This is a genomic window from Mesorhizobium sp. WSM4846 (assembly GCF_055811415.1).
The window spans coordinates 1-14006 of the sequence record NZ_JBVVPZ010000077.1 but is presented as its reverse complement, the minus strand read 5'-3'; the positions used below and the strand labels follow the sequence as shown (position 1 = coordinate 14006).

General features: G+C 62.5%; 15 protein-coding genes and 1 pseudogene. 7 read left to right on the top strand and 9 right to left on the bottom strand.

Annotated elements, in window-relative coordinates; all coding sequences use genetic code 11:
• Positions 1–240: 240 nt before the first annotated feature.
• The 4 genes from AC0L15_RS32600 to AC0L15_RS32585 form a co-directional block, all read right to left on the bottom strand.
• Positions 241–615 carry a type II toxin-antitoxin system VapC family toxin gene (locus AC0L15_RS32600; protein ID WP_287247837.1) on the bottom strand — a complete coding sequence of 125 codons (375 nt, stop codon included), beginning with the start codon at positions 613–615 and terminating at the stop codon, positions 241–243.
• The gene (locus tag AC0L15_RS32595; RefSeq protein ID WP_268929459.1) at positions 615–833 is read right to left on the bottom strand and encodes an AbrB/MazE/SpoVT family DNA-binding domain-containing protein; all 219 of its coding nucleotides are present in this window, start codon (positions 831–833) and stop codon (positions 615–617) included. Before AC0L15_RS32595 ends, AC0L15_RS32600 begins: the two co-directional genes overlap by 1 nt.
• 70 nt (positions 834–903) lie before the next feature.
• Positions 904–1059, bottom strand: coding sequence for a hypothetical protein (locus AC0L15_RS32590; protein ID WP_287247835.1), 156 nt, complete (start codon positions 1057–1059; stop codon positions 904–906).
• A gap of 169 nt (positions 1060–1228) precedes the next feature.
• Positions 1229–2113, bottom strand: coding sequence for a LysR family transcriptional regulator (locus AC0L15_RS32585; protein WP_473498357.1), 885 nt, complete (start codon positions 2111–2113; stop codon positions 1229–1231).
• Positions 2114–2210: 97 nt separating this feature from the next.
• On the opposite strand from AC0L15_RS32585, the gene AC0L15_RS32580 reads away from it, so the two are divergent.
• Positions 2211–3278, top strand: coding sequence for an alpha/beta fold hydrolase (locus AC0L15_RS32580; RefSeq protein ID WP_473498355.1), 1068 nt, complete (start codon positions 2211–2213; stop codon positions 3276–3278).
• A gap of 192 nt (positions 3279–3470) precedes the next feature.
• On the opposite strand, the gene AC0L15_RS32575 is transcribed toward AC0L15_RS32580, so the two are convergent.
• Positions 3471–4418, bottom strand: a complete 948-nt coding sequence (locus AC0L15_RS32575) for a LysR family transcriptional regulator (protein ID WP_287247832.1) — start codon at positions 4416–4418, stop codon at positions 3471–3473.
• 139 nt (positions 4419–4557) lie between these two features.
• On the opposite strand from AC0L15_RS32575, the gene AC0L15_RS32570 reads away from it, so the two are divergent.
• On the top strand, positions 4558–5526 hold the full coding sequence (locus AC0L15_RS32570; protein ID WP_473498354.1) for an MBL fold metallo-hydrolase: 969 nt from the start codon (positions 4558–4560) through the stop codon (positions 5524–5526).
• A 351-nt stretch (positions 5527–5877) separates the two neighbouring features.
• On the opposite strand, the gene AC0L15_RS32565 is transcribed toward AC0L15_RS32570, so the two are convergent.
• Together AC0L15_RS32565 and AC0L15_RS32560 are read right to left on the bottom strand one after the other, a co-directional pair.
• Entirely contained in the window at positions 5878–6783 is a 906-nt protein-coding gene (locus tag AC0L15_RS32565; RefSeq protein WP_027155121.1) for an alpha/beta hydrolase, read from the bottom strand.
• A gap of 325 nt (positions 6784–7108) precedes the next feature.
• Positions 7109–7519 (bottom strand): DUF1761 domain-containing protein, encoded by a 411-nt coding sequence (locus AC0L15_RS32560; RefSeq protein ID WP_287247830.1) that lies wholly within the window; start codon positions 7517–7519, stop codon positions 7109–7111.
• A gap of 113 nt (positions 7520–7632) precedes the next feature.
• Here AC0L15_RS32560 and AC0L15_RS32555 point away from each other — a divergent pair, with 113 nt between their 5' ends.
• A complete protein-coding gene (locus AC0L15_RS32555) occupies positions 7633–8226 on the top strand; it encodes a TetR/AcrR family transcriptional regulator (RefSeq protein WP_287247829.1) in 594 nt (197 codons plus the stop codon).
• A 117-nt stretch (positions 8227–8343) separates the two neighbouring features.
• Here AC0L15_RS32555 and AC0L15_RS32550 read toward each other — a convergent pair whose 3' ends face one another.
• On the bottom strand, positions 8344–9123 hold the full coding sequence (locus AC0L15_RS32550) for an SDR family oxidoreductase (protein ID WP_473498352.1): 780 nt from the start codon (positions 9121–9123) through the stop codon (positions 8344–8346).
• 119 nt (positions 9124–9242) lie between these two features.
• Here AC0L15_RS32550 and AC0L15_RS32545 point away from each other — a divergent pair, with 119 nt between their 5' ends.
• The gene (locus AC0L15_RS32545) at positions 9243–10073 is read left to right on the top strand and encodes a UDP-2,3-diacylglucosamine diphosphatase (protein WP_287247825.1); all 831 of its coding nucleotides are present in this window, start codon (positions 9243–9245) and stop codon (positions 10071–10073) included.
• A gap of 237 nt (positions 10074–10310) precedes the next feature.
• Entirely contained in the window at positions 10311–11528 is a 1218-nt protein-coding gene (locus tag AC0L15_RS32540) for an MFS transporter (RefSeq protein ID WP_287247824.1), read from the top strand.
• Here the strand turns inward: AC0L15_RS32540 and dgcA are convergent.
• Positions 11499–12482 carry an N-acetyl-D-Glu racemase DgcA gene (gene dgcA / locus AC0L15_RS32535; protein WP_287247823.1) on the bottom strand — a complete coding sequence of 328 codons (984 nt, stop codon included), beginning with the start codon at positions 12480–12482 and terminating at the stop codon, positions 11499–11501. The genes AC0L15_RS32540 and dgcA overlap by 30 nt on opposite strands.
• Before the next feature lie 100 nt (positions 12483–12582).
• Between dgcA and AC0L15_RS32530 the strand changes: the two genes are divergently transcribed.
• A complete protein-coding gene (locus AC0L15_RS32530) occupies positions 12583–13770 on the top strand; it encodes an ABC transporter permease (protein WP_027155114.1) in 1188 nt (395 codons plus the stop codon).
• A gap of 1 nt (position 13771) precedes the next feature.
• A pseudogene (locus AC0L15_RS32525) lies at positions 13772–14006 on the top strand (hypothetical protein); the annotation flags it as partial.

Here is a 14006-nt window from a genome sequence, read left to right as displayed (position 1 = left end):
CTCAATCTCCTCTTACAACGAAGATTGAATCAGTGCTTCAGGACCGCTGCAACCCGGACTTTTTCAACACTATCGGTGGAAAACGACCTTCACGCGCGAGCCGCATCGAATACGAGCGCGCTTCTGTTCGCTTGGGCGGAGGAGAAAATTCTACGTCTTGACCGACGTGCCGAGTTTTCACACGCCCTCGGTCGTGAGCTGCCGGAGCCGACATCACCCCGCGGCCCAACAATGGCAGCGCTAGATCTTTTCGATGAGGGTGACGACTGGCAGGCTCTCGAAATGATTGTCGCAAGTCAGGAGCGTCGCGTCATGCGCCCGAGCGGTCGCGAAAATGATCGCATCTGCGGTCGACAATTTGTGCTTCCGGCAGGCTTCGGCGGCCGCTAGGGCGATTTCCGTGTCAAGCGGGACCACCGTACAGACCTGCGTAAAGGCGATGGTCTGATCGGCTTTGTCTTCGCCTACTTCGCGAGTGAGCCATTTTGCGAGTTCCAACTGCACAATGGTCGGAACAAGCCAGTCGGCTCGCTCGGGCAGATGCTCTGCCACCTGCTCTCCAGTCGGAGAGCCTATCAGCCATTCGATCCAAGCCGAGGTATCGACGAGCACCATCAGAAACGGTCCGACCGGTCGCGATACTCCGTCGCCGAAGCGCCCTTCGCCAGCCCCTTCAGCGCTTCCCGCTTCGGCACAGGGACGAGTAGCACGCCCGTTCCCTTCGGGATGAAGGCCAAGGTCAAACCCGCTTCCCAATGCTGGGCGGTCCGGATCGCCTTGGGGATCGATATCTGGAACTTCGAGGACAGGGTTGCAGTCTCCGGCATTATCATACCCTCACTTGATCGATGCGCCAAACGTAAGACGCAATTTGGGCCAATGCAAGGAGCTTATGGCAGCCGTCTAGTCTCGGATTTCGAGACAGGGCACCGCCACGCCGGGCGAATAGGCGAGCGCCAGGTCGCGCTGGTTGCCGAGCGGTTTTGTCGCCTGGATTTCAAGCTTTCCAGGGCGTGGGTGCTTGTGGAAATAAAGTGCGGCTTCGTCGAGGTTTGGCATGCAGCGCAGGTTTTTCACGATGCCAAATGACGCAACCGCCATTAGGGGGAAGGATCGTGGAAACCATTCCAAGTCAGATTGTTGCGCTGAAATCCTCACCTGCCTTGTCGCGGCCGGTGCGGATGTCATCGAGCGCGTCGCGCGGCCGGGCGTGTCCAGTCGCGGGCGGTCAACTCACGTCTGGACGAGCCTCAAGCAGTTTCCAGACGCTATCGACAATCGCCGGCCGTGGCCGCCGTTTCGCGATCACCGCAAGTGGCCAGGCGGGCAGCGATACGTCGGCGATCGCTACATAGCGGACGCCCTGAAACACAAGGCGCTGGGTCGATCGTGGCAGCAGCGCCGCGCCAAAGCCGGCGGCTACGAGCGAGAGCATGGTCAGTGCCCGCGTTGCCTCCTGGACGATCCGCACCTCGAGACCAGCCCTGGTGAACGTGTCCCTGATGCGGGCGTGGAGTGCCGGGCCTTGTGCAGCCGGAAACATGATGAGCCCGTGGCGGGCGATGTCCGTCAGCGTCACCCCGTGCGTGTGCCGGTCATCAGGCAGAACCGCGATAAGATCTTCAGCAGGATAGCCATGGACGTCGAGACGTTCGTCAGTGCCGAGCGGTGGATGCACGAAACCGATGTCGATCTCATTCCGCGACAGCGCCGCAATCTGCTCGTTGGTGGACACCTCGATGAGCTTTGGATGGATGTCCGGATATGTCTCGCGAAGCCGGGATAGGAGATGCGGCAGATGTTCGTACAGAGCCGCCGACACGAAGCCGATCCTGATCTCGCCAGCTTCGCCGTCATGCGCTGCGCGGGCGACGTGAAGCGCCGCATCGGCGTGCAGTACCGATGCCCGCGCCTCCTCCACGAAGGCCGCGCCGGCGCGCGTCAAGGTCAGGCGGCGGTTGGCCCGCTCGAACAGTTTGACGCCGAGTTCTTTCTCCAGGCGACCGATCGATTTACTAAGCGGAGGCTGCGCCATGGCCAGCCGCAGTGCGGCACGCCCCATATGCAATTCCTCCGCAACGGCGAGGAAATGTCGCAAGTGCCGAAGTTCCATATCTTGACGATATCAAACGCCGCTCAAATACGTCATCGATAAGATATCGAATAGCTGGCAATCTTTGCGAAACGCGATTGCGATCGGAGATATCATCATGTCCCATTTCACCGCCTTTCCCCTTGTGCTCGCCGCAGCCATCATGGCTGCGGCTCCAGTCCCGGCAGGCGAGCCGGATCTCGTCAGGGCCGACAGGTTCGTCGAACTACCGACGGGCGAGCGCCTCTTCGTCCGGGAGGTGCGCCGTCCTGGCGCAGCGTCCGAACCCAAGTCCGCCGTCCTCCTCATCCATGGCGCACGCGTGCCCGGCGTCGCGTCCTTCGATCTGCCTGTTGCGGGCGGATCGCTTGCCGCCGACCTCGCGGCGGGCGGGCACGTTGTCTATGTCCTGGATCTTCGCGGCTACGGCGCATCGAGCCGTCCTGTGGCCATGGACAGGCCGCCGGACAAGTCCGCTCCCCTGATGCGCACCGAAGACGTCGTGGCGGATATTTCCGCAGCGGTCGACGGCATCGAGAAATGGAGCGACGTTTCGAGGATCAGCCTCGTCGGCTGGGCCACCGGCGGGCATTGGGCCGGCGCCTATGCCAGCCGGTTTCCGCAGACGGTTGATCGGCTCATCCTCTACAACACCCTGTATGGAGGCTCAGACCAGCATCCCACTCTTGGCTCGCCGCTCGAAAATCCGGATCGGCCCGGGACGTTCAATGTCCATGCGTTCGGCGGTTATCGGCTGAATACACGTCCGAGCCTGTTCACCGCCTGGGACGACAGCATCCCGGCCGCGGACAAGGCTCAGTGGCGCGATCCCGCGGTGGCCGCGGCCTATGGTGATGCGGCACTCGCCGCCGACGAGACGGCGTCGACACGCCAGCCGCCGAGTTTCCGGTCACCGAGCGGCGCCATGGCCGACAGCTTCGAACTCGCGTTCGATCGCCGGCAATGGTCGGCGGCGGCGCTCACCATGCCGGTGCTGGTCATCCGTTCCGGACGGGATTTCTGGAGCCGACCGGAGGATGCGAAGGCAATTGTGGACGAAGCACCAAAAGCGGAACGCCTGAACATCCCGGACGCTACCCACTTCGTGCATCTCGACCGCGACGCCGCAGGACGCGGTGTGTTCCTCGACGCCGTGAAGCGGTTTCTCGATCGTCCGGAGGAATGATCATCAAGGGCAGTTCATGTGTCCTGCGGGAGCAGCAGCCGCAACGGTGTCAGGTCGACCGCCTCCAGGCTTTGCGGCTACCGTCCACCCGACAGCTACTCACCCCCCGGTTGCGGGTTACGCCTATCTCCGCCGCGCCACATCTTGACTCTCCCGTCTCCGCCATTTCCCTGCGCGTACAAACGTCGGACTTCACTGGGCCGGCGCCGTTTCCTTGGATGTACCTGCTTTTTTGTCATCGATGAACGCACCCATCGCGGCGAGGTGGTCGGCGAATCCGGCAACGAACCGCCTAACCTTCAACGGAATGAAGCGGTTCGATGGATAGACCGCATGCACATGGTGCGGCGCATAGTGCCAGTCCGGCAGCACATGTTCGAGCAAGCCTTCGGCGATGAGCGGATCGAGTATCACCCTATGCCCGAGGCCGATGCCGACGCCGGACAGCAACGCCTGATGATTGAGCAGCGAATTGTCGGAGCGCATGGCCGGCCGGATTCGCACCTCGGCCTTTTCGCCGCCCGGGCCGGTGAGCGGCACGACATCGCGCTTCCTGATGTGGGCGTAAAGCAGATAATCATGGTCGGCGAGATCTTCCGGGCGTCGCGGCCGGCCCCTGCGGTCGAGATACTCTGGCGTTGCCGCAAGGCAGCGCCCGATCACGCCGAGCTTGCGCACGATCAGCCGGTCGTCATCGATGGTCCCCATACGGATCGCCACGTCGAGCCCCTCTGCGATCACATCGACGAAACTGTCGGTCAGCGCCACGTCGAGCAACAGTTCCGGATAGGCGCGCTTGAACTCGATCAGATAGCTGCCAAGCACGCCGGCGCCGAAGCTGGCCGGCGCGCCGACGGCAAGACGTCCGCACATCTTCGATTCGAGGCAGCCGACGCTGCGGTCCGCCTCCTCGATGCGCTCAATGATGTCGCGGGCGCGCTCCAGATAACGCCGGCCGGCTTCCGTCGGCGAAACATGGCGGGTCGTACGGTCAAAGAGCCGGACGCCTAGACGCGTTTCCAGTGCACGGATCTGCTGGCTGACGGCCGGCTGGCTCAAGCCCAACTCGCGCGCTGCCGCCGAGAAGCTGGCGGTATCACAGGCGCGTACGAAGCTGGTCAGCTCGGTCAAGCGGTCCATGATGGCAACTCTCCGTCGTGATTAATAAACAAGAGTAATAAGACATATTATGAATTGGCAAGTTCAAAAAGCTGAGCCTATGGCATAGACCCGCCTTGCTCCGCCTGGAGCTCTAGATCCCCAAACTGGAGACGATGCAATGCCGCTTTCCCGCCGTCATTTTCTCGCCGGTGCCGGCCTAACCGGCGGCACTCTCCTAGCCAATGTCTCCGTTCCGGCGATGGCCCGCGCGCCGCTGGTCGACGCCGCAACGCTTGGCGCGCTGCGCCGCAACGTGGGATCGGTCCAGGTTACGGCGCTACTAGATGGCTATATCGACCTTGGTTCCGAGCTGGTCATCGGGCTCGCTGAGGCCGATGCGGAGCGGCTGGCTGAGGCCAGCTTCCAGAAGCCCGGACCGCGCCGCGCACCGGTCAATGCCTATCTTATCAATCTGGGCGACCGTCTGGTGCTCGTCGACGCCGGTACGTCGGACAGCATGGGCCCGTCACTCGGCCGACTTCCGGCCGCTATCGAGGCGGCCGGCGTCTCTCCGGACCAGATCGATACATTGCTGATTACCCACATGCATCCCGACCATATCAACGGCGTTCTGACTCCCGCCGGCCAGGCGCTGTTTCCCAATGCCGAGCTCGTCGTCACCGCCGCCGATTACGCCTTCTGGCATGACGACGCGAACATGAACCAGGCGCCGGATGGGGCAAGGCCGTTCTTCATCGGCGCCCGCCAGGCCGCCGCCGCCTATGCGAACCGCGTGCGGCAGGTGGGTGGCGAGGGCGAGGCGGTCGGCGCGATCCGCGCCGTGCCGCTGCCCGGCCACACTCCGGGCCATGCCGGCTTCATCGTGGAATCGGACGGCGAGGCGCTGTTCATCTGGAGCGATGTCGTGCACATGGCGACCTACCAGTTCGCGCGCCCGGACTGGAGCATCGCCTTCGATGTCGATTCCAAGCTGGCTGCCGAAACGCGCAAGCGGACGCTCGACCGGGTCGCTGCTGACCGGATGCTGATCGCCGGCATGCATTTGCCGTTCCCCGGCATCGGCCATGTGGCGCGCGATGGCGACGCCTATCGCTTCGTGCCGGACGAATGGCCCTATGCACTGTAGCGGCGGCCGGCGCGGGAAGGGGCCATCATAGCCCCGCTGCTCAACACCACACCCGCCCCTCGCAGCGCAGCCGATGTCTTTGAGACTTCGGACGATAAATCGGCTCCTTTTGGTCTGGCACGGCACCTGCAACGCCTGCGTTCAGAGCCGTCACTTCCTGACAAGAACGGCCGAGATGGATCGCCTCCTGGCGTTCCCAGCGGGTACCAAGCGTTAGGTACTAAAACGCGCTGACGTAGAGGCCGCCATCGCCCAGTTTGATGTCTGCAACGGGTGCAGCCTGCGGAATGCTGTCATTCGTCTCGTCGATTGGGAACGAGAAAGTGGCGCCAGCAGATGCCTCACCCAGGGTTATAAATATTCGCGGACAAACACGCCCGCGCTGTGAAGAGTGCGGCGACCGGCACTCAATCCTGCATTCCAAACCGGCCAAGCGTGAATCATATACGGCCAAATTTCGAGACGTACTTTGACGTCAGCCGCGCCAGCGGCTTCCGCGAGCCGAGTTGCGTCCGACAACAGCGCCTCGGCCGAACCGACTTGTATCAGCATTGGGGGAAATCCGCTCAGATCGGCGAACAACGGCGAGATCAGGGGATCGCGCCGACCAACGCCATGGGGAACATAGGCGGTGGCCAGTTCCTCCAAATACGCCCGGTGGATGATAGGGTCGATTGCGTCCTTAGTTGATAGTGTCGCGCCGGCCATCGAAAGGTCCGTCCAGGGCGAGACCAGCCAAAGACATCGCGGCAACCGCTCCCCTGCCGCGCACAATATATTGACCAAGCACAGGGTGAGGTTGCCGCCCGCACTGTCTCCGCCAACCACGATGCGGTCCGGCGCGATCCCTTGCCGGCTCAGAAAGCGCCATGCGGTGAGTGCGTCTTCATGTTGCGCAGGGAAAGGATGTTCCGGTGCGCGTCGATAGTCGATCGCGAGGGTGCGCATTCCCATTGCTCGACCTGCCTCGGTCACCATTCGACGATGACTTTGGAGAGAGCCGGAGCAGTAGCCACCACCGTGGAAGAAGAGCAGAACCTTATCCCTGTCACTCTCAGGCGCTAGCGACCACTCTCCCCCAAGGCCGTCGAGAACCGCATCCTCGCATCGGATGTCGTCCGCAATCGGCCACACCGAACCAACCTCGTCGAGCCGCGCCCGGCGTTCGCCCCAGTCCACCGGTCGTGGCTTTGACGTCAACAACCTGCGGACGGCGTTGATCTCCGTCAGATCGAGGTGTTCGTCCACATCGCTCATTTTGCTTACCTAGCCTCTCATCAAGCCTAGAAAACCGGCGGACAGCAACAGCCACACGTCATCCATAAAGTGCCAATGCCAGCGCTTGGAATTTTTCGTTAGAATCGCGACACGGCCGTAAACCCGCTCGTCACCTTTTAGCACTGCCCCGCACATGGTCGAATGTTCCATCTGATATTTGGCCGCTTCGGGTTATGAGCGCTGGTTGCGTTCAAAGTCCGGTTTGGGGAAGGAAAATCGGTTCCGGAAGGTCGCCTTTGGGTCAACTTGCGCCGCAGTGCGAGCAAATCCGGATGCCTGGAACAGGTCGACAACAGCGCCTTTGTTACCGTAACACGGTCAGGATCACACCCATTGCCACCATGCTGACCAAGCGATAGCCGGCATTGATCGCATAATAGCGCAGAGGCCGGTGCTCATAGGTCACCGAATGCAACAGCGTGACAGCGACGAAGCCGAGCCAGAGCAGGAAAGTGCAGAGGACGGTCGAGACGATCGTCAGCGCGCCCCAGGCGTGAAGTACCTGATCGAGGATAAACGCCATGACCGCAAACGAGGCAAGGTCGACCGCAATCGCCCGCCGCAGGCCAGCGGCGAATTTCACGCCGTCGACGCCCGACATCTCGGCCCACGGTCGGATGAAGAGCAGCGGCGAATACCAAAGCCCAGCGACAACCCAGGCTGCGAGTACCGCAGTTCCGATCCCCCAGAGGTTTATCGGCACAAACTCGATCATGCTGCTCCTCCTTCCAGCCTACTGATTCAATGATCTGGCGGTTATATTGGGTATAGCTTACTATATCCAATATGAATGACAATTCAAAGACCCGCAGGCGCTACGACGCACGGTTGCGGTCGGAGCGCGCTTCCGGCACGCGCCAACGCATTCTCGATGTGGCGAAAGAGCTTTTTACTGCGCGCGGAGTGGAAAAGGTCACGATTAATGACATCTCATCAGCCGCCGGTGTTTCGGCACCGACCGTCTATGCCCTGTTCCAGTCGAAGACCGGCATTCTAAGAGCCGTGGTCGACCGTTCCTTCTTCGGCCCGCGCTATGCGGAGATAGCTAAGCAGGCCGAGAACGCGAGAGACCCCGAGGAAATTCTGCGTATTACTGCCTCGATCTCTCGGGTCATCCTTGATGCTGAACGTGAGGAGATCGGCCTTATGCGAGGCGTCTCGGCCCTGTCTCCCGAGCTGAAGGCGATCGAGACGGAGTTGGAGACCGTCCGCTTCAAGCTCCAGGAAGCGCGTGCCAACCTTCTCGTCGCATCCGTCACTGTCGCGCGCCAACTCGGCTTAGCCCGCGTGCGCGACATCCTATGGATGTATACCGGCCGCGACGTATATCGCATGCTCGTGTTGGAGCGGGGTTGGTCTTCGGACGAATATGAAAGCTGGCTCGCCGAGACGCTGATCAAAACGCTGATGGGGCGAGACTAGTCGCACTCTCATCAGAGCGTGGAGGCGGATCAGGGGCGGCCGCAGCAAGCCTCGGGATCCGTCGTGAAAGACGGTCGGAAAGCCGCTCCCAGCCGCTATCAACCCTGGATTCTGCCACTAAAACGCGCTGACGTAGAGGCCGCCATCCACCGGTATGTTCTGCCCGGTCAGGTAGCCGGCGTGAACCGAGCACAGGAAGGCGCAAATCTGGCCGAATTCCTCCGGCGTGCCGAGCCGCTTGGCCGGAATGTTGACTGCTGCCTGGGTCTTGCGTGCGGCAGCAGCAGCCGGATCTTCCGGTATGCCGGCTTCATGCGGGGGACGCAGCCGGTCGGTGTCGAGCTTGCCCGGCAGCATGTTGTTGATCGTCACATTGCGGTCGATCACCGTCCGCGCGACGCCGGCAAGGAACGAGGTCAGGCCGGCGCGCGCGCCCGACGACAGATCGAGCCCGGGAATGGGAACATAGACCGACAGCGAGGTGATGTTGACGATGCGGCCGAAGCCGCGCTCGGCCATGCCGTCGATCACAGCCTGAACCAGTTCGACCGGGGTCACCATGTTCTGGGTGACGCCTTCGAGGATCTTTTCGCGGTCGAGCTCGCGGAAATTGCGAAGCGGCGGTCCGCCATTGTTGTTGACGAGGATATCGGGATCGGGACAGGCGGCAAGCAGCGCCTTCTGCACCTCGGGCTTCGACACATCGCCGACGATCTCGGTCACCTCAACGCCAAATCTTTCGCGCAGTTCGGCGGCGGTCTTGGCCAGTTGGTCGGCGTTGCGCCCGTTGACGACCAGGTCGCAGCCGGCTTCGGCCAGCGCCATGGCGCAACCGCGCCCAAGGCCTTTGCTCGAAGCACAGACGATGGCCTTTTTTCCGCGAATACCGAGATCCATGGCGATTTCTCCTCTGATTTGGGTCGCAACCTACCCTTGGGGCTGGACCAATCGCAACCGTCATACGGTTGTTGCATGAATCGAGGCATAGCCTGTTCGGAAGCAACGGTGAGAATCCAATGCCTGGCGCAGAGCCCCGCACTTTCCGCAGCATGTTCATCTCCGACGTCCATCTCGGATCGAAGGCGGCGAAGGCCGAGTTCCTGATCGATTTCCTGCGCCATCACGACGCCGATATCATCTATCTCGTCGGCGACATCGTCGACGGCTGGCGGCTGAGACGGAACTGGCACTGGCCGCAAAGCCACAATGACGTCGTCCAGAAATTGCTGCGCAAGGCGCGCAAGGGCGCCAGTATCACCTACATCGCCGGCAATCACGACGAATTCGCGCGCCAGTTCCAGGGCGTGCATTTCGGCGGCATCGTCGTCGCAGACCGCGTCGTCCACGAGACCGCCGACGGCAAACGCTTTCTTGTCATCCATGGCGACCAGTTCGACACCGTCGTCCACAATGCGCGCTGGCTGGCCTATCTCGGCGACTACGCCTATGACGCGGCGATGCTGGTCAACCGCGTGGTGACGCGGCTTCGCCAGCTGCTTGGCCTGCCTTACTGGTCGTTTTCGTCCTGGGCCAAGGTCAACGTCAAGAAGGCGGTGAATTTCATCGGCTCTTTCCAGACCATGCTAACCGAGGAAGCGCGCCGCTCGCATGTCGACGGCGTGATCTGCGGCCACATCCACCATGCCGCGATCGAAAATTATGAGGACGTGCAATACATCAACACCGGCGACTGGGTGGAGAGCTGCACCGCGGTGGTCGAGCATTTCGGCGGCCAGATGGAAATCCTGCACTGGGCACATGTCCTGCCGGAGGCTCCGGCCGGCGGCGAAGTGCTGGTGCCGATCGACATCGTCGGCATCAAGGGCAGGGCAGTCCAGGCTGCCTGACGCGATGATGCGTCCATGCATGTCGCGCAAAAGCATGCCCTCGGGCCTGACCCGAGGGTGTGCAGCGGTTTTGCGATAACGACATGCATAAACAAGAACCTAAAGCGCGTCGCATGAGGCCGGTCAAACGCGACGCGCTTTAGCGCAGCGGTTTCATCGCTTTTTTCGCCATGTTATGGGATCGGCGTGCGTTGGCTGGCCGGCCGGTCGAATGCTGCGCCGACGGATTGCCTGCTGATGTCCTCCCTGCCGCCGCTTTCACCCGAACAGCTCGTCAAGCCGCGTCATTTCGAGTTGCGCATGGGCCTGATCTTCTTCACGCTTTTCGTGCCGCTCGGGATACATTTGCCGTACTTTCCGTTGTGGCTGCAGGCAAACGGTTTTGATGCCGAGCAGATAGCGATCATTCTCGCGGCACCGATGTTCCTGCGCGTGGTGACGACGCCATTGCTTACGGCACTGGCCGACAGGGCGAGCGACCGCGCCCATGTCTATGTCGCGCTGACGGCCGCATCGCTGGCGCTGTCCGCCGGTTATTTCCTGACGCCGACCTATGCCATGGTGCTGGCCGTTTCGCTGGCCCTCACTGTCGCCTGGACGCCGCATTCGCCGATCGCCGATTCGCTGGCGCTGTCGGGGGTGCGTCGCTTCGGCTCGAATTATGCCAACATGCGCAAATGGGGATCGATCTCCTATCTGTGCGCAAATCTCGCCGGCGGTTTTATCCTGTCGGCGAGCGGCGCCCAAGCTGTTCCGGTGATCATCTTCGTGGCGTTTGGCGCCGCACTTGTCGTCGCACTGATCGCGCCGCGGCTCGGCCGTCCCCGCCGTGCCTCGCCGCTTTCGGCTGCCGACATCCAGCAATCGGCGCCAAAACTCCTCAATGGCTATTTCCTGTATTTCTCCGTCGGCGTCGGCGTCATCACCGCCAGCCACGCGTTTTTCTACGGCTTCGTCTCGATCTACTGGAAATCGATCGGCATCGGCGATTCTGTGGTCGGGCTGCTTTGGGGTTGGGGTGTCCTGGCCGAGATCGGCATGTTCATGATCTTTACCCGGGTTTTCGGCTCCTTCTCGGTCGTGTCGATCATGGTGATGGCGGGAATAGGCGCGATCGTGCGCTGGATCGCCTTTCCCTTGATCTGGCCGCTCGGCCTTGGTGTAGGCGGGTTTTTCGCAGTCCAGACGCTGCACGCGGTCTCGGTGGCGCTGGTGCTGATCGGCCTGCAGAAAATGATCGGTGAGACGGTCGCGGAGGAACGCACCGGGGCCGCGCAAGGCATCGCCTATTTCTCCAACGGCTTTTTCACCGCTGTGGTGACGCTCCTGTGCGGCCCGCTTTACGACCGCTTCGGCGTCGACGGCTTTTTTGCCATGATCCCGATCGCCCTGGTCGGCCTTGTGCTGATCGGGCTTGCGGCGCGTTCAGCCCCACAGCGCCGGATCGGGCGGTGACACCAGCGAACCTTGGTAGACAAGGCCAGGCGCACGGTCGCGGGCCAGCAGCAGCGGACCGTCGAGATCGACGAACTCGGCATCCTGGGCCAACAGCACCGCCGGCGCCATGGCCAATGACGTGCCGACCATGCAGCCGACCATGACGCCAAAACCCAGTTCGCGGGCGCGATCGCGAAGGACGAGGGCAGCGGTCAAGCCGCCCGACTTGTCGAGCTTGATGTTGACCGCATCGTAAAGGCCGACCAGCGAGGCAAGGTTTTTGGCCTCATGCAGGCTTTCATCGGCGCAGATCGGCACCGGATGGGCGATGTTGCGAAGGATGCCATCACGGCCCGCCGGCAGCGGCTGTTCGATCAGCGCGATGCCGTGTCCGACTGCAAAGGCCAGGTTTGCAACGATGTTGTCGTCGCTCCAGCCCTCATTGGCGTCCAGGATGATGCGGCTCGCCGGTGCCGCCTCCCTGACCGCGCGGATGCGGGCCATGTCGTTGTCGCCGCCGATCTTGACCTTGAGAAGAGGGCGCAGGGCATTGGCGCGGGCCTGGGCTGCCATGGCTTCGGGCTCGCCGAGCGATAGCGTGTAAGCCGTTTCGAGCGCCCTCGGCGGCGCCGTGCAGATGCTGGAAGCCACCGGCTTGCCTGTGATCTTCGCCTCCAGGTCCCACAGCGCGCAGTCGACGGCGTTGCGCGCCGCGCCTGCCGGCATGGCGTCGAGCAGCGCGGCCCGGCTGATGCCGCCCGCAATCTGCTCCCGCATAGCTTCGATCGCATCGCGCACACCCTCGATGGTTTCGCCATAGCGTTTGTAGGGGACGCATTCGCCGCGCCCGCTCTGGCCGTCCTCGCGGATCGTCACTGTGACGACCTCGGCTTCGGTTTTCGAACCGCGCGAGATGGTGAAGGTCCCGGCGATAGGAAAGCGCTCGGACTCGACCGAAATGACACGCGCCATATTTTTCTGCTCCGGCTGTGCGACAACAATCTTGTCGGCAAATCGACAGGTGGGTTCTGTCAGGTTAAACAGATCGGCCCGTCAGGCTAAACAGGACGCCATGTTGACGATCCGCAAACGCGACGCAAGCGGCACGACCGCCAAGGAGGCCGACCACCAGCCGCGCGTTGTGGTCGGCGAGGACGGCGGCGTCCTCGGCTGCGCTTTCTCCGGCACCTGGACGACACGCACCGTGGCGCTCGTCGATGCCGAGATGCGCAAGATCGAGCAACGCAGCGGCTTTCAGACGCTGGCGCTCGACCTCTCGCATATCGAGAAGATGGACACCGCCGGGGCCTGGGTGATCGACCGTCTGGTCAGCGCCTTCGAAAAGCAGGGTGTGAAAATCACGATGCAGGGGCAAAGCGAGGTTGCCTCGATCCTGCTCGGCGCCGTCGGCGACGCCGTTCGACGCGAACCTGATTCCGGCATCGTTGGGCCGCCGAACATCGTCATTCGCGCGCTCGAGGCGGTTGGCCGCCGCGTCTATGAGATGCGTGACGATTTCCTGGCCGCGATGAACATACTAGGCGCCACGATACGCGGCGCGCAGATGAAGCTTGGCCGCGGCCATGCGGTCAATCCGGCGGCGATCTTCAACCAGATGGACCGCATGGGCGTCGGCGCTATCCCGGTGGTTGTGCTGATGTCGGCCATCGTCGGGGCGATCGTCGCCCAGCAAGGCGCCTATCAGCTCAGCTATTTCGGCGCCGATATCTTCGTCGTCGACCTTGTCGGCGTGCTGATCCTGCGCGAGCTCGGCGTGCTGATGACTGCGATCATGATCGCCGGCCGTTCGGGCAGCGCCATCACGGCTGAAATCGGCTCGATGAAAATGCGCGAGGAGGTCGACGCGCTGAAGGTCATCGGGCTCAATCCGATCGGCGTTCTGGTGTTTCCGCGGCTGGTCGCGCTGGTGATCGCACTGCCTTGCCTGACGATCATTGCCAATTTCGCCGCACTCGGCGGCGGCATACTGGCGGCATGGCTCTACTCCGACATCGCACCGGCCGCCTTCATCGACCGGCTGCGCGTTGCCATCGATCTCAGCACCATCTTTGCCGGGCTGATCAAGGCGCCGTTCATGGCCATGATCATCGGCACGATCGCCTCGGTCGAAGGCATGAAGGTCGGCGGCAGCGCCGAATCGCTCGGGCAGCATGTGACTGCTTCGGTGGTGAAGTCGATCTTCGTGGTGATCATCCTCGACGGGCTTTTCGCCATGTTCTACGCAGCGATCGAGTTCTGACATGGCGCTGCTTGGCACAAAGCCGACCACGACTACGCAAAGGGCCGACGAGGACGAAATCGTGCTTTCTGCGCACGACGTCACCGTCTCCTTCGGCGACAAGGTCATTCTCGACAAATTGTCGCTCCATATCCGCCGTGGCGAAATTCTCGGCTTCGTGGGGGGGGGGGGGGGGGGGGGGGGGGGGGGGGGGGGGGGGGGGGCCGGGGGGGGGGGGGGGGGGGGGGGGGGGGGGG